The sequence below is a fragment of the Moorena producens PAL-8-15-08-1 genome (assembly GCF_001767235.1).
In the GTDB taxonomy this organism is placed as follows: Bacteria; Cyanobacteriota; Cyanobacteriia; order Cyanobacteriales; family Coleofasciculaceae; genus Moorena; species Moorena producens_A.
This window is the reverse complement of sequence record NZ_CP017599.1, coordinates 6481412-6499401: the sequence shown is the minus strand read 5'-3', so window position 1 is coordinate 6499401 and position 17990 is coordinate 6481412. Positions and strand designations below refer to the sequence as shown.

The window sequence follows — 17990 nt, the reverse complement described above, 5'->3', positions numbered from 1 at the left end:
TCTTATTATCAGTTTATAAAAGGTACCCTCAAGGGTACTGTCAAGCCAGAGTTAGATTTGAGATTATATAAATGTGTTGATTGAAATTAATTACAGCAAGAGGAAAAACCCATGCCTTACAAATACGATAAACCCTGTGTGTTCCAAGTTCCCATCAAATTAGAAGTACCCATTGTGCTCGACCTAGCTGTAGCGGCTAAGCGTCAGTGCTTTACTAAGTATGAGGAAATGGAGATCGAAGAGAACGGATCGGCTCCTGAGCCGTCCCCCGAACCGGCTGCTTAATCTCTTTAGCAATCTTTAACAGCTGGCTTTTAAAATCTGGACATAAATTAAGTCCTATCTCTCCTATCTATCCTCCATTCTGACCTCAGGATGGAGGAATTTTTATTTATTGGTTAAGGGATAATAATCCCCACCAATACCGAAGAAGATAAAAATCCTAGGGTGGGCATTGCTCAGGAAGATTAAAATTAGTGAGCCTATAAATTAAATGAGCAATGCCCACCAATACCGATGGTAAGTTATGGGAGACTATCATCAGTTGAAAAAAGGTACCCTCAAGGGTACTGCCAAGCCAGAGTTAGATTTGACATTATATAAATGTGTTGATTGAAAGTAATTACAGCAAGAGGTAAAACCCATGCCTTACAAATACGATAAACCCTGTGTGTTCCAAGTACCGATCAAATTAGAAGTACCCATTGTGCTTGACCTAGCTGTAGCGGCTAAGCGTAAGTGCTTTACTAAGTATGAAGAAATGGAGATCGAAGAGAACGGATCGGGTACTGAGCCGTCCCCCGAACCGGCTGCTTAATCTCTTTAGCAATCTTTAACAGCTAGCTTTTAAAATCTGGACATAAATTAAGTCCTATCTCTCCTCTCTATCCTCCATTCTGACCTCAGGATGGAGGAATTTTTATTTATTGGTTAACCGATAATAACACCCACCAATACCGAACCAGATAAAAATCGTAGGGTGGGCATTGCTCAGGAAGATTAAAATTAGTGAGCCTATAAATGAAATGGGCAATGCCCACCAATACCGATGGTACGTTATGGGTGACTATCATCAGTTAAAAAAAGGTACCCTCAAGGGTACTGCCAAGCCAGAGTTAGATTTGACATTATATAAATGTGTTGATTGAAATTAATTACAGCAAGAGGTAAAACCCATGCCTTACAAATACGATAAACCCTGTGTGTTCCAAGTTCCGATCAAATTAGAAGTACCCATTGTGCTTGACCTAGCTGTAGCAGCTAAGCGTAAGTGCTTTACTAAGTATGAGGAAATGGAGATCGAAGCTGGGGGGGCGACGAAATAGCCTGAAAAGCTTTAAATGTAAAGCTTTGACCATTTTGTGGTAAAAAAAAATAGGTCCCTTATTTGCAACAAGACCTACCAATTGAAAATGTTACCTGCATTTTACCAAAACCACTTAAAAAGTCAACTTAATAAGTCAGAATACTTATTCATTCTAATTCTGCTTAGTCTCCTACAGACAATTAAAAAAGTAAATTTAGAAAAATTAGCAAATGCTCTATCAATTCCCATAAAATTTGAAAGTCGGAGAAAAAGAATACAACGATTTTTATCATTGCCTAATCTGACGATTGAAAAAATTTGGTTCCCAATTGTCGAAACCTGGTTATCAACATACTTTACAACTGAAAAATTAATTTATGTAGCGATAGACCGCACAAATTGGAGTCGCATAAATTTCCTCATGATCAGTATAGTTTGGGATAAAAGAGCCTTTCCTATATATTTTGAATTACTTCCCAAATTAGGGTCTAGCAATATTCATGAACAGAAAACTGCCCTATCTTCAGTGATGCCACTTTTAAAAAATTATAAAGTTTGTCTATTAGGGGATAGAGAATTTTGCTCACTCAAGCTGGCGCAGCATCTCCAGTCATTGGGTGTATATTTCTGCTTACGTCTTAAGAAGAACGAATTTATCGAAGTGAAAAATGATCTTTGGATTCAATTAAATAATTTAGGCTTAACACCAGGATTATCTTTGTTTATCCAAGGAGTTAAAGTGACCAAGACCCGTGGGTTTATAAGTTTTAATGTCGCTTGTAAGTGGCAACGTAAACTCAAGGGAATATCCCCAAAAGAAGCCTGGTTTATTCTGACAAATCTTGAGAGCTTAGAGTTGGCGATTTCAGCTTATAAAAAAAGATTTGATATCGAGGAAATGTTTAGAGATTTTAAGACAGGGGGTTATAATATAGAGGAGACTAAGGTTGAGGGTAAACGACTTATTTCTCTAGTGTTATTAATTGCGATAGCTTACACTTCCTCAACAATTCAAGGTCAGCATATTAAACGTCAAGGAATACAAAACTATGTGGCTCGTGTCAAAGAATCTCGTCGTAGGGAACGCAGACATAGCAGTTTTTACGTTGGTTTATATAGCCAAACTTGGGTCAATCTCAAGGATGTTTGTCTAGAATTAGTAACCGAATTAATGAAATTAAATCCTAATAAACGAAAGTATTATCAACGAGGTCTAAGGGCTAGATTACTTATAGAGTCTGCGTTTTAGCTTATTTCGTCGCCCCCTCAGAGATCGAAGAGAACGGATCGGGTACTGAGTCAGCTGAACAAACCACTTAGTCTCTTTAGTTACTTTTGACGGCTGGCTTTTAAATTCTGGGCATAAATTAAGTCCTATATTTCCTCTTTATCCTCCATTCTGACCTCAGGATGGAGGACTTGTTATTTATTGGATAATTACAGCCCCGTAGTGGCGTGGCAAGCCTTAAATGTTGCATTAGAAAAAGATGGGAGAGTGTGGGGCGGGGGCGCGGGGCGGGGGCGCGGGGAGTGTGGGAAGATGGGGATCAAAAAGCTATTGCACTATTTTAAGCTTGCCACGCCAGTAGGGTGGGTTAGGCGGCGAGTATTTTAAAAGCTCACCTTTCCACAGATCTGTCCGCCGTAACCCACCAATAGTCAGCTACTTAAGCCGTGATTAGATTGACTTGATCAAGAGTAAATTATCCCGTAATATCATCAGTTTAAAAAAGGTACCCTCAAGGGTACTGCCAAGGCAGAGCTAGATTTGACATTATATAAATGTGTTGATTGAAATTAATTACAGCAAGAGGTAAAACCCATGCCTTACAAATACGATAAACCCTGTGTGTTCCAAGTTCCGATCAAATTAGAAGTACCCATTGTGCTCGACCTAGCTGTAGCGGCTAAGCGTAAGTGCTTTACTAAGTATGAGGAAATGGAGATCGAAGAGAACGGATCGGGTACTGAGTCTCCCGAACCAGTTACCACTTAATCTCTGACAATGATCTTTGACGGCTGGCTTTAAATTAGTTCATAGAAATTAGTTCCTCGAATCCCCCTAGACTTATCAAGTCAGGGGGATTTTCTTAACCAGTCTCTTGCTAAGCTTAACGTAAGCATATGCGCTACCCGATGCGCATATGCTTACAAGTTAACTAAAAGGTACCCTTAAGGGTACCGCAACCTGTTAGTAAATTATGAGACCATTGGGAGAGATTAACACTACCTGCAAAACTACCTGATGGAGGGCAAATCATGCCTGACGAAAATATCCACGAATCCGCTTACAACTGTGAGTTTGAGATTCCGATCAATTTTTTAGTTCCCTTCTCATTCAAGCCCACATTTGCTCCACAAAAGTGTACCTTCCAACTTTGCAATCACCCTGGTGCTAGTGCCAGTCCACCACCCTATGGCTTGCGTCTTGATGGACTGCTCACTGGTAATCCCAGAGATATCTATACCTTTGATTTTGAGTACGAGGGCGCAGAGGTATTCCTCGACTACACCAGCACAGGCGAGATCCGCATCTACGGAAAAGCCTTCGGTGGACAAAAACAAGGGAAAAATTACAAAAAAGGGACAACTGACTACTGGGATATCGACTTTAGCTACAAGGTTGTGGGACATCAAGACAACGATGCCTATGTCACGGAGAAAGCCTATGGCAAGTACAACATTGGCATGGGTAAGGGGACAATCAAGTCTAAGAAGTTCAAGTCCTTTGATTTAGTAGACTACTTCGGTAAACATGAATACTCCTTCCGGTTTGGTGATGATACGGAGCACCGGGGCTATAAAGGTATCTCTGGCTGGGGCTGGCTGAATCATAGTGGTGCCAAAGATGGTATCTATGAGCACCTAGATTACTCTGACTGGCTATTCGTTGCTAAAATTCCTAAACTATCCATGGCTAAATGGAAGATGATCTGCTGGAGTGGCTTAGCCAGTGCAGTCTGGTCTGAGGATGATCATAAGAAGTCCGATTATTAGCGATTAGTTATAGCGCCGCGCCCAGTGTGGGGAGATGGGGAGATGGGGAGATAGAGAGATAGGGAGATGGGAAGTGTAGGAGGCGCGGGGAGATGAAGAGATGAAGAGATGGGGAGATGGGGAGATGGGGAGATGGGGAGATGGATAAATCAGCAACTGGCTCCCCAAGACGGCGCTATCTCCCGACTCCCGATTCCCGACTCCCGACTCCCGACTCCCGACTCCCCGCTTTGAAGCTCCCTAACACCAATAATGACTAACCACTAACAAATTTCTTGATCTGTTCCAGTTTGTCTTTGTAGGGAGCATAGCGCAACTGCAAATCCAGCCAGAAGGACTTCTTCAGCACGCTTTTTTGGTGAGAAAAGGTATCAAAACCAGCTTTACCATGATAAGCACCCATGCCACTATCACCAACCCCACCAAATGGTAGGGAAGGAACATTTAGATGCATAACTGTTTCATTCAAGCAAACAGCACCAGCAGAGGTCTGTTGCAAAACCTGCTGTTGCTTTGATTTGTCTCTGGAGAAAAAATATAGGGCTAAGGGTTTTGGTCTTTGGTTAACTATCCCAATCGCTTCATCTAAATTACTGTATTCAATCACAGGTAGAATCGGACCAAAGATTTCCTCTTCCATCACTTTATCCTCTAAGGAAATATTGTCGATGACCGTGGGAGCAATATAGCGGTCTTCTGCATTAGTTTGTCCACCAATTATAATCTCACCATCGTTGAGTAAGCTACTCAAACGCTGATAATGTTTATCACTGATAATCCGAGCATAATCTGGACTTGTGGCGGGATCATCTCCATAAAATTTATGGATACAAGCTTTGATTTCCTGGAGTAAATCAGATTTAATCTCCCGATTCACCAGCAGATAGTCTGGTGCAACGCAGGTTTGACCGGCATTGATAAACTTACCCCAAACAATTCGTTTTGCTGTAGTCTCTATCGGCACATCTGTCTCCACAATGCAGGGACTTTTACCCCCCAACTCTAGGGTGACTGGGGTTAGGTGTTTGGCAGCAGCAGTCATGATAATTCTGCCAACTTGGGTGCTGCCAGTGAATAAGATATGGTCGAATTTTTCTGCTAACAGTTCCTGACTGGTTTCTACTCCCCCTTCCACTACAGCAATATAGCTAGGGTCAAAGTTTTTCTGGATAATCTCTGCGATCGCACCAGAGGTGTGAGGGGAGATTTCAGAGGGTTTGATAACGCAACAGTTTCCCGCTGCGATCGCACCCACTAAAGGCGCAATCGCTAGAGCAAATGGATAGTTCCAGGGACTGATAATCAGTACTACTCCCAAGGGTTCGGGATAAATTTGACCAGAGCCTGGAAAATTTGCCATTGAGACCGGGACTCTTTTGGGCTTGACCCAGGATTTAATATGCTTGAGGGTGTGATCAATTTCCTGCACCAGGATAATTTCGGTAGCATAAGATTCAAATTCCGCCTTGTGCAGGTCGGCTTTCAACCCTTCTAAAATGGCAGTATCATTTTCTAAAATAACTTGCTTGAGGCGCTTGAGTTGGGCGATCCGGAATGCCACATCTTTGGTTTTACCGGTGCTGAAAAAATTGCGCTGCTGAGCCAAAATATCTTTGACTTGACTGGTTTGTAGTTCAAGCATCTTAAAATTTAACCCCTGAACGGAAAAAAAAAATCATTTTCTTCTGGTTCAAGGTTAGCAATTATTTGATAGGATAGTTTATTGCTAAATACTTGCAAGAGTTTAGCGTAGGGTGGGTTAGGCGGGGAGTACTTTAAAAGCTCACCTTTGAAGAGAGCTGTCCGCCGTAACCCACCAATATTAAGCAACTCATCGCTGTCTATACATTTACTGTATAAACAGCCTCTGAGTTCAGCTCCTTGAAAATATTCCTCAAAACAATCATTTGCCTGAAAACTCCCGATGCCACTAAAAATTTCAGCACTATTGAGCGGTAACAAACCATGGCATCGTCTGGGTTTGCCTGGTTGGACAGTCTCGGTAATTGCGATCGCACTCTTGATTTGCGCACCAGTCCTATTTGTGCTGGGCAGTATGTTCTCCGATTCTTCAAAGGTATGGAGTCATTTAGTCTCCACTGTCTTAGGCAGTTACATTGCCAACTCCGTTTGGTTAATCCTAGGTGTAGGTAGTGGAGTATTAATCCTTGGGGTTTCAACAGCATGGCTAGTAACCATGTGTCGCTTCTGGGGAAGCCGGGTGTTTGAATGGGCGCTACTACTGCCTCTGGCAGCACCAGCCTATTTACTTGCCTATACTTACACCAATATGCTGGACTTTTTTGGACCCGTACAGACCTGGCTGCGGCAGCTGTTTGGCTGGACTAGCGTCCAGGATTATTGGTTTCCCAATGTCCGGTCTCTGTGGGGTGCGATCGCAATGTTGTCTCTAGTACTCTATCCCTACGTTTACCTGATCACCAGGGTAGCCTTCCTAGAGCAATCCGTGCGTACCCTAGAAGCTGCTCGTTCCCTCGGATGCAGCCCTTGGCGTGGCTTCTTCACCGTAGCTCTACCCCTAGCCAGACCAGCGATCATGGCAGGTTTGGCCTTAGCACTGATGGAAACCCTAAGCGACTTTGGCACAGTAGAGTATTTCGGTGTAAATACCTTCACTACAGGGATATATCGTACCTGGTTAGGCATGGGTGAGAGGTCAGCCGCTGCTCAACTAGCCGCCTGTTTACTACTATTCATAATTGTTTTAATTGTACTGGAACGCTGGTCTCGTAAGCAATCTCGCTATTATGAGACTGGTAGTAGTTACCAACGAATCAAGCCATTTCCACTAACTGGGGGCCGAGCCATACTGGCGCTGTTAGCATGTTTCCTTCCCATTGCTCTTGGATTTTTAGCACCCGCAGCATTTTTGCTGCACATGACCATTAAAAATGCTGAGGAAACCTTAGATGATAATTTTTTTCAGCTAGCTACAAATAGTTTACTATTAGCAATTACAACAGCTGCGATGGCCATGGTATTAGCATTAGTCATGGCTTATGGGCAACGTCTAGTGCCCAAACTAGGGATGCGCTTAGCAGTACGCACTGCTGCCATGGGTTACGCTATCCCTGGTTCAGTGATTGCAGTTGGTGTATTAATGCCCTTAGGTCAGTTGGACAATACCATTGACAGCTGGATGCGGGCAACCTTTGGCCTATCCACCGGTTTACTTTTCAGTGGCACCATCATTGCTTTAGTATACGCCTATCTTGTGCGCTTCCTAGCAATTTCATTCAATACCGTTGAATCCAGCCTAGGTAAGATCAAGCCTAGTTTAGATGATGCCTCTCGCAGTCTCGGTTATGGTCCTACGCTGACCCTAATTAAAGTTCACGCCCCATTAATGTGGGGAGGATTGTTGACAGCAGCGATGTTAGTGTTTGTGGATGTAATGAAAGAGTTACCAGCAACTCTGATCATGCGACCGTTTAATTTTGACACCCTGGCAGTACGAGTTTACCAGTATGCCTCCGATGAACGATTAATTCAGGCATCAGCACCAGCCTTAGCGATTGTTTTAGTAGGAATTATTCCAGTAATTTTATTGAGTTTTAAGATTGCTAAATCTCAGGGATAATAATGCATAATTGAGAATTGAGAATTGAGAATTGAGAATTTAGAAATGTTGAAGGTGATTTTACAGAAGTAAGGAGTCAAAATAGGTCAAGGTTAATGGTGTTGGAATCAAAAAAATTGGCTCTTCCGTAAAAAAGGATGCTAATTACGGCAGAACCACTATAGTATTTATCAATTCGGTTAGGACAAAGTTCTGGGTTTGAGGAAGCTCGGCGCTACTCCCTACTCCCTACTCCCTACTCCCTACTCCCTACTCCCTAAGACGACAGTAGTTCACCTAATTCAAAACTGTTATACCCAACCAGCAATATCCATCAGTTGAACTGCTGTAGCACTATTAGGCCCATATTTGGAAACACTGGTTGGATCTTCCTTGAAAGGAAAACCAAAGCCCGCAAGTACCGGATCAATCGGTGTTCCAGGAACCACTGGATATTCGCTATTAGCTTGAGCAAAGAAGGTCTGAGCCGTAGGGCTAGTTAGATACTCTAAGAACTTGATAGCATTTCCTGGATTAGGAGCTGTTTTCACCAAGCCGCCACCACTGATATTAATGTGGGCACCCCGGTTTTGCTGATTGGGGAAAAATACACCAACTTTCTTGAATATCCCCTGCTTGGCAGGGTCATCGGATTTAATATAGCGAGGTAGATAATAAGTATTTGCGATCGCAATATCCGCAATCCCAGCAGCAACCGCTTCAATTTGGGCTCGATCATTACCCTGAGGCTTGCGAGCAAAGTTACCCACAAAGCTCTCGACCCATGATTTTACTGCTGGTACACCCAGGCTGGCAATCAGTGACGCAACCAGAGATTGATTATAGACGTTGCTTGATGAGCGGATAGCAATGCGACCTTGCCATTTGGGATCAGCCAGATTTTCGTAAGTTGACAGATCCGCAGGGTTGACTCTGTCTTTGTTATACATAATCACCCGCGCTCGCTTAGTGAAGCCAAACCAGTGATTGTCAGGGTGTCGCAGGTTAGCCGGAATCTTGGCGTTGAGTTCCGATGAATTAACCGGGGCAAAAATGCCAGCCTGGTCAGCTTTCCACAGACGACCAGCGTCAACAGTGATTAAGACATCAGCTGGGCTATTCGCCCCCTCACTTTTAATCCGTTCTATTAATGGATTTGCTTTCCCCTCAATCAGATTCACTTCAATACCAGTGATGCGGGTGAAGTTGTCGTACAAGTCATCATCGGTCTTGTAGTGACGAGAGGAGTAGACATTGACTACCTCATTCTGGGCGGCTGCTCTACGAGGTTTACCCAGTTCACCTAAGGTGTAAGCCGCCATGGCTGTACCACCTGCTAGTAAGATATTTCTTCTGTTGATGTTCATCAGCAACTACTAATTTTTATCCTTATAGTTATCGCTAAACTTAAGCAGTAGGTAAGGTAACTCAGGTGCTGAATTACCTTACCTACTGCTATCGCTATAAATTATCGATTACTTTGGGGATTTTGTAAACTACCTCAGACGGTCAGATGGCAGATAAATCCTTTTAATTACCCAATTTGACTATATAATTGACCCTATAAGTAGATGTAATGGTCAGTGTGTAGAAGAGGAATATTACTGATTACTCTAGACTTTTGTCAAGGGCTAATCAGAAATTTATCCAAAAATTTTTCAGATGAATAGAGCGGAAAGTTATAGGGCTGCGCCCAGGAGGGAACTTCAGCCCTTAGGAAACAAAGACTGGAAAAGCTTGTCATATAAAGGGTTTAGGCATTATTCGTGCCTTTGATTTGGCAAACCCCTTACCAGCATTGGTACAATTGATAAGATTTAGCGGCTACTGACTACTGAGTGAGTCGGGAGTCGGGAGTCGGGAGTCGGGAGTCGGGAGTCGGGAGTCGGGAGTCGGGAGTCGGGAGTCGGGAGTCGGGAGTCGGAGTAAGAATGTGGGGAGTGGGGGGAGTGGTAAAAAATCCTGTTTAGTTAAGGATTATGATAATTGTTATGTTAGTTAACTGAATGAATTTGTTTATGACCGCTTTTTTTTTGTAATTTATGATTAACTTAATTTTTAATTAAAGCACCAACATTATAAAATTTATCGTTACACTATAGGGTTTTCATTCCCTATTTCGTGAGCGCTGCCCTATAATCCGTCGCCGAGTCTGGAACCACATAGAAATACCTGTAATTGCCAAGGTTAATAAACCAAAGGCATTGAGAAAGGGATAAATCATTTGTAAGTTAATGGCACCAAATTTTCCTTTGTGCAGATCCAAAAGCCAAATAAATTCACTACTTTTATCAGTAAGAACTGCCACCTGAAACAAGGAACCTGTAATCACAGTCAACAACACTGGCAATACCATAATTGGGGCAAACCAAGCGTGCAATTGACGTAAACGGAATCTATTTATAGCCATAGTAATTATCAATTCTCAGGGCACTTTAAGTACAAAAATCTGGGTTGTAGGGAGCAGGGAGCAGGGATCAGGGAATAGGCAAGAGGCAATAGGCAATAGGCAATAGGCAATAGGCAATAGGCAATAGGCAATAGGCAAGAGGCAATAGGCAAGAGGCAATAGGTAAAAATAATGTGTACATCATAGCTATGAACAACGCTATATTATAGTCTTATAATAGTAAGATAAATTCTATAGGGTACCTAAATTAATTGTGATAATTGTTGATTCCCTACTCCCTACTCCCTACTCCCTACTCCCTACTCCCTTTTATATGGGAATAGTATTAGAATAATGGTTGCCAAGTTTTGCCGCTATCTTTGGATTGTAATATCCCATTCTTATCATTAGCAGCGTATAAGAATTCGGGATTAGACGGGGCGATCGCCATATACAAAAATAAGTCTCCTGTTTCTGAGCTTATGGCTTCCCAAGTCTTACCCCCATCGGTACTTTTAAAGAATCCTCCGGAGTCTTCTGAAAGAATGTGAAATCCATAAATTACTGTCTTTTCTGCTTCGGATTTCAGAGCCAGACTAGCAACGAGGGACTCTTGAGAATTGGGGACTAAAATCCAGCTTTTCCCACCATCCCTACTCTCAAATAATCCCAGAGTTGTAGCGGCAAATAGGTGCTCAGGATTGCGCGGGTCAACTACTAAGTTATGGGGAATATCCTCCAGTCCCTGCCCTGGTAATTGATTCCAGGTTTTGCCACCATCTTTTGAACCCAACAACCCTTGTTTTCCAGAAACCGCCCATCCATAAATTACTTTGGGATTAGCTGGTGCGATCGCTAACGTCAGAAAGTGTACTCCGAGCAGGGATTGGAGCTGCCAATGTTGCCCTTGATTGTAGCTAGTCAGAAAACCGAGCTTGCCTCCTGATGGTGGATGTAAGCTAGCATACAAGCGTCCGCTATCCTTGGGATGAGCCACAAAGCTGGTGAAATTAGAACGAGTTTTGCCAACTTGCAGCCATTTCCCTGCCTCAGAACGCTGGAGTAAACCATGATGGGTGGCTACGTAGAGGATTTCCGGATTCTCTGGACTAACAGCCATAGCGTGAATATTAGTTTTCTGCCACCACTTCTCAGGAGCATCACTAAGAATAACGTTATTCTTAGTGACATCATTGGTCACTCCGGTTATGGTTGACTGAGTGATATTGGTTTTAATTGTGGTGGGTTGACAACCCATCACCGTAATAGCGACAATACTGTAAATAAACCAATTTTTAACCATATCGTTTATCTCTACATTCATCTCTACATCAATTGCTTGATTGAAGCGGGTACAAGTGGCCCTACCACCAGTAATCCTAAGATGAATTCTGCCAATCCAAGGAGTGGACTGGTAATTTCAAATCTGGTAGTTAACGTTTTACTATCCACTGTTGCTGCTTCGGAAACTGTAGCGGTTGCCACAGGAGGAGTTATTGGTACTGATACAGATTCTAGACCAAGCCGGTTTGATGATGATTGCGTAGTTGCTGCTCCTGGGGTTTGTTTAGCTATGGTTGTTGGTGAGAATTTTCGGTGTGGGCAAGCAAAGGAGTTGTTTTCAGGGTTAGCTTGATTGTACCTACTGTAGTATAACTGATTACCAGAGTTCGACATAACCTCAAACTCTGGTTTGATAAGTATTTTTACTCATTTATCTTGGTAGGGCTCACCCTTTCTGTGTTCTTTTGTACTACAATTTAAAGTGCTGAAGATCGGTTAATTTTTGTTTATAAAACAATGGATAGGCCAGTCGTCACAGTTGAGGAAAATATCAATGCTCAAGTGTTTGAGATTGGTGAGGAAGAAGATTTTGACGAGGAAATTATACTAACTCGTCAGAATCTGGAACTGATGAATTTTATTGATGAACGTTCCGCTAATGTCAAACCTGGTGCAGGTATCTCAATCGAAGAGATTAGGCAGCACCTTGATGAATAATTCTAGTGTATAACTCCATGATTGAATAGTTTTGCGTCAGGAGTGGTGACATCAAGACAGCCCTAGATCTAGCACAAGAGTTATATAGCAATCCGTGTAGGAATTGAGAGAATTTTGATGCCATATTCCCTGTTCCCTGTTCCCTGTTCCCTGTTCCCTTCCAGTAGGGATTTCAACATAAGATGGGTTTACCCTGGATCAAGCACGAGATAATAGGTCTTGACCCTGCAGCTTGCCTATTTCCATGGAAACCACTACTCAAGATATGCAATCGCTTCCATTGCCCCCTGGTAATGTCTGTTTACCCATTATCGGTGAAACGATCAGCTTTTTAACGGATCGAAATTTCCACAAAAAGCGGTTAGACAAGTATGGGCGCATCTACAAAACCCACATTTTTGGTAGTACTACGGTGACGATGACTACTGCAGAAGCGAATCAATTTCTGTTTACGAATGAAAATAAGTATGTTGCTGCTATCTCGCCCAAAAGCACGCAAACTTTACTTGGAACTGCCTCACGGGTCAACCAAACAGGAGTTGTCCACCAGAAGCGCCGCAAATTAATGTACCAGGCGTTTCAACCGAGAGCATTAGCTAGTTATCTTCCCACTATGGCCAACATTACTAGCAATTATCTCCAGAAATGGGAAGAGATGGGAACCTTAACCTGGTATCCTGAACTGCGGGACTATACCTTTGATATCGCTAGTACCTTGCTGATGGGAACTGATGCAGGTTCCCAAACCCCTCTGGCTCAACTATTTAAGAACTTTTCTGAGGGATTGTTCACTATGCCGATATCTCTACCTTGGACAAAGTTTGGTAAAGCATTGCGTGCTCGTCAAGGATTGCTGAGCCATATCGAAACCATTGTCCGACAGCGACAGCAACAGAAAAATTCCGGAGAGCAGGACGCCTTAGGATTATTTTTACAAGCCCGGGATGACGAGGGGAATTCCTTAAGTTTGGATGAAATCAAAGACCACGTGCTTCTGTTGTTGTGGGCAGGTTACGACACCTTAACCTCTGCGATCGCATCCTTTTGTCTGTTGACAGCCCAGCATCCAGATGTTCTTGCCCATCTCCGTGCTGAACAACAGCAGTTTTCTGGTTCAGAACCCCTAACCATCGAACAGCTCAAGCAGATGACGTATCTAGAGCAAGTGCTCAAAGAAGTGCTGCGCATAATTCCTCCGGTTAGTGGTCTGTTTCGGAAGGTTATTCAGTCTTTTGAATTTGAAGGTTACTTGATTCCTCAAGGTTGGACTGTACTGTGCCAAATTACCGAAACCCACAACAATGGAGAAATTTATCAAGATCATCAACGCTTTGACCCAGATCGGTTTAGTCCAGATAGGACAGAAGATAAACACAAAACCTTTGGATATATCCCCTTTGGTGGCGGTTTATGGGAATGTTTAGGCAGGGAGTTTGCCAAATTAGAAATGAAGATTTTTGCGGCTCAATTGCTCCGGGATTATGACTGGACATTAGTGCCAGGTCAAGATTTAGAAATGGTGGTGAGTCCAACTCCCCATCCCCGGGATGGACTGAAGGTTAAGTTTAGCCGTAGAGTAGGCTCTTAGTCTTGATGCAAAGCGCGAGTGGGGGAAACGCCCCCATAAACAGCATAGCTGCACTTCCCCTCCTGGGAGCAGTAGGGCTGGGTGCCAAATGCCGCGCGATACACTTTTATTATGGGTATTCAACTGGACTTGATCTTAGGGCTTCCTCGATCAGTGGGTCAGGCAAGGGATAATAAGCATTGACCCTGCAGCTTGCTTATTTCCATGGAAACCACTACTCAAGATATGTGTTCGCTTCCATTGCCCCCTGGTAACGTCTGTTTACCCATTATCGGTGAGACCATCAGCTTTTTAACGGATCGAAATTTCCACAAAAAGCGGTTAGACAAGTATGGGCGCATCTACAAAACCCACATTTTTGGTAGTCCTGCGGTGACGATGAATACTGCAGAAGCGAATCAATTTCTGTTTACGAATGAAAATCAGTATGTTGCTTCTATCTGGCCCAAAAGCACGCAAATCTTACTTGGAGCCGCCTCACTGGCCAACCAAACGGGAGTTTTCCACCAAAAGCGCCGTAAGTTAATGTCCCAGGCGTTTCAACCGAGAGCATTAGCTAGTTATCTTCCCACTATGGCCAACATTACTAGCAATTATCTCCAGAAATGGGAACAGATGGGAACTTTAACCTGGTATCCTCAACTGCAGGACTATACCTTTGAGATCGCTAGTACCTTGCTGATGGGAACTGATGCAGGTTCCCAAACCCCTCTGGCTCAACTATTTAACAAATGGGGAATTTCGACCCCTCAATTGCGTCCGCCTGATTGATTTTCGATATATTGCTTGACTTTCTCTAAAGGTGCTCCGCCACAAGAAACTATACATTTAGAGTCATGCCATAATTTCGCTTTTTCTCCCCAATAATGCTTACTGATATCTTCTTTGAATTCTTTCCTGAGAATTCTGCTACTAGCGGATTTCAGGGATGCGATTAAATCAGATAAGTTATTGTCGGGATGAAAACTTACCATCAAGTGAACATGATCTGGTTCACCGTTGAATTCTTCTAATTTACATTTGTTTGGCTCCAATACTCTCGTGAATACTTGAGCCATGCGATCTAACATCGTTTTAGTAAACACCTGGCGACGGTATTTTGTCACAAAGACAATATGCAGGTGAATAGAAAAAACCACGTGAGAGCCTTTCCTCATAATAATTCTGGGTATCCCTTGTCAGTTCCGTTTATCCGTGTTATGTTGATTCTAGAATAAAAATCGACTGATTTAAAACAAGGGATTTAGATTACTGTTTTGATGCTAATACAGACATTTCGACTGTATCCAACTGAGTCACAAAAAGCTAAGCTATTTTATGCCCGTTCGTTACACCAACTTCTGTACAATGCCTGTCTAGCTCACCGCCGCTATGAATGGAAGGTGAATCGAAAAAGTGTCAACTACCTTGAGCAACAGAATATTTTGCCAGCATACAAAGAGTGTTGGCCTGAGTATAAAGGTCTTTACAGTACCTCATTACAAGCGACCGTTAAACGGGTAGATTTAGCTTACAACAGCTTTTTAAAGGGATTAAGAAAGTTCCCAAGATTTAAGTCTATCAGGGATTATTCTGGTTGGACTTACCCCAGCACTTCTGGATGGAAAGTTGACAGCAATGGAAAACATGGAACTCTAGTGCTAAATGACTTAAAAACCCAGATCAGGATGCGAGGTAAAGCCAAACATTGGGGAAAACCAACCACTTTGACCGTTGTTTACAAACCGCGACTAAATCAATGGTTTGCGTCGATCACCGTAAAAGTGGATGTACCCGAACCCAAGTATGGGTCTGAATCAGACTTAAGTTATGAGTCGGTTGTGGCTTATGACTTGGGAACAGAGACAGCTATTACTACTTTTGATGGTTCCGAGTTCAACGAAATCAAAAATCAGCGTTTTACTCGTACTTTAGAACCATTATTGAAAGCTGCTGGCAAAGATAAACGCAGAAAACGCGCTCCTAATCGTAAACAGCGAGTAAAGCCATCAAGTCGTTGGAAAAAAGCCAATAGACGAGAATCTCAAATTAAACGCAAAATTTGCAATCAGAGAAAAGACTGGCAGCACAAAGTTACATCAGATTTAGTTAGTCGTTATGACATCGGTGTAACTGAAAAGCTAAACACGAAAGGGATGACCCGTAAGGCAAAGAAAGGGTCAAAGCGCAAAAAACAAAAGGCTGGGTTGAACAAATCCATTCTTGATGTTGGTTTTGGTTCTCTTAACAAGATGCTGTCCTACAAAATTGAGCTAAAAGGTGGGATAGTACTTCAACTGCCCACCAAGCAATTAAAGCCATCACAACGTTGCCCAAAGTGTGGAAAAGTTCATAAAGACTGGGCTAATCTCTCCAATCGTTATCACGTTTGTGATGAGTGCGGATTTCGGCTTTCACGGGACAAAACCAGCACAATGGTGATGTACAACGCAGCACTAGGTAATCAGCCGGGGTACGGAAATGACCTCGATAAACGTGGATTCCCTAGCTCTACTTCAAAGACCAGTAAGCATACTGGATCGATGAAGCAACTAGGGAAGATGAAGCGTCAAAAATCACGCTCTAAGGACGGGTCTGCTGAAACCCCGTCCCTCAACAGGGCGGGGTAGTTCATCGGTTACTTGATTCCTCAAGGTTGGACTGTACTGTGCCAAATTACCGAAACCCACAACAATGAGGAAATTTATCAATATCATCAACGCTTTGACCCAGATCGGTTTAGCCCAGAGAGGAAAGAAGATAAACAAAAAACCTTTGGATATATCCCCTTTGGAGGTGGTTTACGGGAATGTTTAGGCAGGGAGTTTGCCAAATTAGAAATGAGGATTTTTGCAGCTCAATTGCTCCGGGATTATGACTGGACATTATTGCCAGATCAAGATTTAAAAATGGTGGTAATGCCAACTCCCCATCCCAGAGATGGACTTAAGGTTAAGTTTAGCCGTAGAGTAGGCTCTTAAGTAGATAAGCTACTCTAGGAAAAGCCAAACTAATAGGAGTTACCAAAGTTTGCCTGAGCACGCTCTATATCTATAACCTTTGTAGGATAGGTGAAGAAACTAAGAGTGTAGTTAGTCTCTTAGTTTCTATACCTTTCCACTAGCTATTTGTTTGAGTTTAAATAATATCAAATAATGTTCAGAACTAACCTTTGCTTTTAAGAAGCAACCGCAACCATTTTTTTCGGTAAAATTAAGCTAAACTTCAAAGGTAAACTTCAGGATAAATAATCGATGCTCAAATTCTACTACAATCCCCTCTCCCCAAATGTTCGTCGTGTCTGGCTCACATTACTAGAAAAAAACCTTACCTTTGAAACAGTATTACTTAAATTAGATGGCGATCAATTTCAACCAGATTTTTTAGAAATTAACCCCTTTCATCACATTCCAGTTCTTGAAGATGACGGTTTGCGGTTAGTAGAATCATTGGCAATTATGGACTACTTGGAAGCCAAATATCCCACACCTCCACTGCTGCCAAGTTCACCAGATACCTTAGCCAAGGTACGCATGGTACAAATGTTAACTATTAATGAGCTATTTCGGCCAGTAGTTCAACTACTTTGTGAAAAGGAAGATTCACCACAATTTACAAAAGCCAAGCAGAAGATAGATACAGTACTGAAATTTTTATCCGACTTACTAGGTAACAGCCCTTACTTTGCTTCGGACCACTTAACCTTAGGAGATATTGTTGCTGGAACAGAGATATCGTTATTAGTTAAGTTAGGTATCAATCTTAGTGATTACCCTAACCTCGATCAGTGGTTTAAGGGCTTGATGCAACGGGAATCATGGCAGAAGACAGAATTGAGTCCAGAGGATTTTAAACAATTCAAGCGGCGAATAAAAGTTCTGGTATGGCTGGGTAATCGTGAAATAAAGCGGGGAAAGAAGACACAGTAAACTCAGATTGCGATAGGCTATTATAGCGCTATGGGCAAGGCAAGAGGCAAGAGGCAAGAGGCAAAAGTTTTTTTAGTCAACTTTTGCTGATTTTATCAATGTCAAACACCTTAATGCGTAGTGCTATACCTCAATGAATTGTAATAATTTTTGATGCCATATTCCCAGATCCGCTGTTCCCAGATCCGCTGTTCCCTCACTAAGCACTAAAACTCATCCCC

The 17990-nt window shown here is 42.6% G+C and carries 23 protein-coding genes; 17 read left to right on the top strand and 6 right to left on the bottom strand.

The features are described from left to right. Positions 1-111: 111 nt before the first annotated feature. The 8 genes from BJP34_RS45755 (at position 112) to BJP34_RS44220 (ending at position 4563) form a co-directional block, all read left to right on the top strand. The gene (locus BJP34_RS45755) at positions 112-285 is read left to right on the top strand and encodes a hypothetical protein (protein ID WP_168166520.1); all 174 of its coding nucleotides are present in this window, start codon (positions 112-114) and stop codon (positions 283-285) included. Between the two features lie 358 nt (positions 286-643). Then, a complete protein-coding gene (locus BJP34_RS45750; RefSeq protein WP_168166519.1) occupies positions 644-817 on the top strand; it encodes a hypothetical protein in 174 nt (57 codons plus the stop codon). A gap of 208 nt (positions 818-1025) precedes the next feature. Further along, positions 1026-1148 (top strand): hypothetical protein, encoded by a 123-nt coding sequence (locus tag BJP34_RS49310; RefSeq protein ID WP_267876349.1) that lies wholly within the window; start codon positions 1026-1028, stop codon positions 1146-1148. 27 nt (positions 1149-1175) lie between these two features. Further along, a complete protein-coding gene (locus tag BJP34_RS45745) occupies positions 1176-1325 on the top strand; it encodes a hypothetical protein (protein WP_168166518.1) in 150 nt (49 codons plus the stop codon). Positions 1326-1412: 87 nt separating this feature from the next. Continuing rightward, the gene (locus tag BJP34_RS23740) at positions 1413-2555 is read left to right on the top strand and encodes an IS4 family transposase (protein WP_070394472.1); all 1143 of its coding nucleotides are present in this window, start codon (positions 1413-1415) and stop codon (positions 2553-2555) included. A 573-nt stretch (positions 2556-3128) separates the two neighbouring features. After that, positions 3129-3302, top strand: a complete 174-nt coding sequence (locus BJP34_RS45740; RefSeq protein ID WP_168166517.1) for a hypothetical protein — start codon at positions 3129-3131, stop codon at positions 3300-3302. Between the two features lie 263 nt (positions 3303-3565). Next, complete coding sequence (locus tag BJP34_RS23735) at positions 3566-4303, top strand: hypothetical protein (RefSeq protein ID WP_070394471.1); 738 nt, start codon at positions 3566-3568, stop codon at positions 4301-4303. Between the two features lie 116 nt (positions 4304-4419). Beyond that, positions 4420-4563: a hypothetical protein gene (locus BJP34_RS44220; RefSeq protein WP_158517421.1), complete on the top strand. Its 144-nt coding sequence runs from the start codon at positions 4420-4422 to the stop codon at positions 4561-4563. Here BJP34_RS44220 and BJP34_RS23730 read toward each other — a convergent pair. Beyond that, positions 4560-5945, bottom strand: coding sequence for an aldehyde dehydrogenase (locus BJP34_RS23730; protein ID WP_070394470.1), 1386 nt, complete (start codon positions 5943-5945; stop codon positions 4560-4562). The genes BJP34_RS44220 and BJP34_RS23730 overlap by 4 nt on opposite strands. Positions 5946-6227: 282 nt before the next feature. Here BJP34_RS23730 and BJP34_RS23720 point away from each other — a divergent pair, with 282 nt between their 5' ends. Together BJP34_RS23720 and BJP34_RS49305 are read left to right on the top strand one after the other, a co-directional pair. Continuing rightward, on the top strand, positions 6228-7904 hold the full coding sequence (locus tag BJP34_RS23720) for an ABC transporter permease (protein WP_070394468.1): 1677 nt from the start codon (positions 6228-6230) through the stop codon (positions 7902-7904). Positions 7905-8102: 198 nt separating this feature from the next. Beyond that, positions 8103-8225 (top strand): hypothetical protein, encoded by a 123-nt coding sequence (locus tag BJP34_RS49305; protein ID WP_267876348.1) that lies wholly within the window; start codon positions 8103-8105, stop codon positions 8223-8225. On the opposite strand, the gene BJP34_RS23715 is transcribed toward BJP34_RS49305, so the two are convergent. Beyond that, positions 8195-9250 (bottom strand): Fe(3+) ABC transporter substrate-binding protein, encoded by a 1056-nt coding sequence (locus tag BJP34_RS23715; protein ID WP_070394467.1) that lies wholly within the window; start codon positions 9248-9250, stop codon positions 8195-8197. The genes BJP34_RS49305 and BJP34_RS23715 overlap by 31 nt on opposite strands. Positions 9251-9721: 471 nt before the next feature. Here BJP34_RS23715 and BJP34_RS49300 point away from each other — a divergent pair, with 471 nt between their 5' ends. Beyond that, positions 9722-9853 (top strand): AraC family transcriptional regulator, encoded by a 132-nt coding sequence (locus BJP34_RS49300; RefSeq protein WP_149031142.1) that lies wholly within the window; start codon positions 9722-9724, stop codon positions 9851-9853. A 137-nt stretch (positions 9854-9990) separates the two neighbouring features. On the opposite strand, the gene BJP34_RS23710 is transcribed toward BJP34_RS49300, so the two are convergent. The 3 genes from BJP34_RS23710 to BJP34_RS40740 all read right to left on the bottom strand — a co-directional run bounded on the left by BJP34_RS23710 (position 9991) and on the right by BJP34_RS40740 (position 11949). Next, positions 9991-10293: a hypothetical protein gene (locus tag BJP34_RS23710; protein ID WP_070394466.1), complete on the bottom strand. Its 303-nt coding sequence runs from the start codon at positions 10291-10293 to the stop codon at positions 9991-9993. Between the two features lie 325 nt (positions 10294-10618). Next, positions 10619-11596: a F510_1955 family glycosylhydrolase gene (locus tag BJP34_RS23705; RefSeq protein WP_070394465.1), complete on the bottom strand. Its 978-nt coding sequence runs from the start codon at positions 11594-11596 to the stop codon at positions 10619-10621. Positions 11597-11598: 2 nt separating this feature from the next. Continuing rightward, positions 11599-11949 carry a hypothetical protein gene (locus BJP34_RS40740; protein ID WP_149031141.1) on the bottom strand — a complete coding sequence of 117 codons (351 nt, stop codon included), beginning with the start codon at positions 11947-11949 and terminating at the stop codon, positions 11599-11601. Between the two features lie 123 nt (positions 11950-12072). On the opposite strand from BJP34_RS40740, the gene BJP34_RS23695 reads away from it, so the two are divergent. The 3 genes from BJP34_RS23695 to BJP34_RS23685 all read left to right on the top strand — a co-directional run bounded on the left by BJP34_RS23695 (position 12073) and on the right by BJP34_RS23685 (position 14632). Next, the gene (locus tag BJP34_RS23695; RefSeq protein ID WP_070394463.1) at positions 12073-12273 is read left to right on the top strand and encodes a hypothetical protein; all 201 of its coding nucleotides are present in this window, start codon (positions 12073-12075) and stop codon (positions 12271-12273) included. A 265-nt stretch (positions 12274-12538) separates the two neighbouring features. Continuing rightward, a complete protein-coding gene (locus BJP34_RS23690) occupies positions 12539-13861 on the top strand; it encodes a cytochrome P450 (RefSeq protein WP_229423997.1) in 1323 nt (440 codons plus the stop codon). 225 nt (positions 13862-14086) lie between these two features. Next, positions 14087-14632, top strand: coding sequence for a cytochrome P450 (locus tag BJP34_RS23685; protein ID WP_229423996.1), 546 nt, complete (start codon positions 14087-14089; stop codon positions 14630-14632). On the opposite strand, the gene tnpA is transcribed toward BJP34_RS23685, so the two are convergent. Further along, positions 14611-15018 (bottom strand): IS200/IS605 family transposase, encoded by a 408-nt coding sequence (tnpA, locus tag BJP34_RS23680; protein WP_193431280.1) that lies wholly within the window; start codon positions 15016-15018, stop codon positions 14611-14613. The two genes, BJP34_RS23685 and tnpA, sit on opposite strands and share 22 nt — an antisense overlap. 102 nt (positions 15019-15120) lie before the next feature. On the opposite strand from tnpA, the gene BJP34_RS23675 reads away from it, so the two are divergent. The 3 genes from BJP34_RS23675 to BJP34_RS23665 all read left to right on the top strand — a co-directional run bounded on the left by BJP34_RS23675 (position 15121) and on the right by BJP34_RS23665 (position 17769). After that, positions 15121-16470, top strand: coding sequence for an RNA-guided endonuclease InsQ/TnpB family protein (locus tag BJP34_RS23675; protein WP_193431279.1), 1350 nt, complete (start codon positions 15121-15123; stop codon positions 16468-16470). 12 nt (positions 16471-16482) lie between these two features. Next, positions 16483-16821, top strand: a complete 339-nt coding sequence (locus tag BJP34_RS23670; RefSeq protein WP_070394459.1) for a cytochrome P450 — start codon at positions 16483-16485, stop codon at positions 16819-16821. A gap of 273 nt (positions 16822-17094) precedes the next feature. Next, complete coding sequence (locus tag BJP34_RS23665; protein WP_070394458.1) at positions 17095-17769, top strand: glutathione S-transferase family protein; 675 nt, start codon at positions 17095-17097, stop codon at positions 17767-17769. The last annotated feature ends 221 nt before the right edge of the window (positions 17770-17990 follow it).

Excerpts from the sequence above, each read along its gene's own strand:
- BJP34_RS45755 (WP_168166520.1), top strand. The coding sequence starts at position 112 with ATGCCTTACAAATACGATAAACCCTGTGTGTTCCAAGTTCCCATCAAA.
- BJP34_RS23685 (WP_229423996.1), top strand. The coding sequence starts at position 14,087 with ATGTGTTCGCTTCCATTGCCCCCTGGTAACGTCTGTTTACCCATTATC.
- BJP34_RS23705 (WP_070394465.1), bottom strand. The coding sequence starts at position 11,596 with ATGAATGTAGAGATAAACGATATGGTTAAAAATTGGTTTATTTACAGT.
- BJP34_RS23710 (WP_070394466.1), bottom strand. The coding sequence starts at position 10,293 with ATGGCTATAAATAGATTCCGTTTACGTCAATTGCACGCTTGGTTTGCC.
- BJP34_RS40740 (WP_149031141.1), bottom strand. The coding sequence starts at position 11,949 with ATGTCGAACTCTGGTAATCAGTTATACTACAGTAGGTACAATCAAGCT.
- BJP34_RS23695 (WP_070394463.1), top strand. The coding sequence starts at position 12,073 with ATGGATAGGCCAGTCGTCACAGTTGAGGAAAATATCAATGCTCAAGTG.
- BJP34_RS23715 (WP_070394467.1), bottom strand. The coding sequence starts at position 9,250 with ATGAACATCAACAGAAGAAATATCTTACTAGCAGGTGGTACAGCCATG.
- BJP34_RS23675 (WP_193431279.1), top strand. The coding sequence starts at position 15,121 with ATGCTAATACAGACATTTCGACTGTATCCAACTGAGTCACAAAAAGCT.
- BJP34_RS23665 (WP_070394458.1), top strand. The coding sequence starts at position 17,095 with ATGCTCAAATTCTACTACAATCCCCTCTCCCCAAATGTTCGTCGTGTC.
- BJP34_RS23730 (WP_070394470.1), bottom strand. The coding sequence starts at position 5,945 with ATGCTTGAACTACAAACCAGTCAAGTCAAAGATATTTTGGCTCAGCAG.
- BJP34_RS23740 (WP_070394472.1), top strand. The coding sequence starts at position 1,413 with ATGTTACCTGCATTTTACCAAAACCACTTAAAAAGTCAACTTAATAAG.
- BJP34_RS23720 (WP_070394468.1), top strand. The coding sequence starts at position 6,228 with ATGCCACTAAAAATTTCAGCACTATTGAGCGGTAACAAACCATGGCAT.
- tnpA (WP_193431280.1), bottom strand. The coding sequence starts at position 15,018 with ATGAGGAAAGGCTCTCACGTGGTTTTTTCTATTCACCTGCATATTGTC.
- BJP34_RS23690 (WP_229423997.1), top strand. The coding sequence starts at position 12,539 with ATGCAATCGCTTCCATTGCCCCCTGGTAATGTCTGTTTACCCATTATC.
- BJP34_RS49310 (WP_267876349.1), top strand. The coding sequence starts at position 1,026 with ATGGGCAATGCCCACCAATACCGATGGTACGTTATGGGTGACTATCAT.
- BJP34_RS44220 (WP_158517421.1), top strand. The coding sequence starts at position 4,420 with ATGGGGAGATGGGGAGATGGGGAGATGGATAAATCAGCAACTGGCTCC.
- BJP34_RS45745 (WP_168166518.1), top strand. The coding sequence starts at position 1,176 with ATGCCTTACAAATACGATAAACCCTGTGTGTTCCAAGTTCCGATCAAA.
- BJP34_RS45750 (WP_168166519.1), top strand. The coding sequence starts at position 644 with ATGCCTTACAAATACGATAAACCCTGTGTGTTCCAAGTACCGATCAAA.
- BJP34_RS23735 (WP_070394471.1), top strand. The coding sequence starts at position 3,566 with ATGCCTGACGAAAATATCCACGAATCCGCTTACAACTGTGAGTTTGAG.
- BJP34_RS45740 (WP_168166517.1), top strand. The coding sequence starts at position 3,129 with ATGCCTTACAAATACGATAAACCCTGTGTGTTCCAAGTTCCGATCAAA.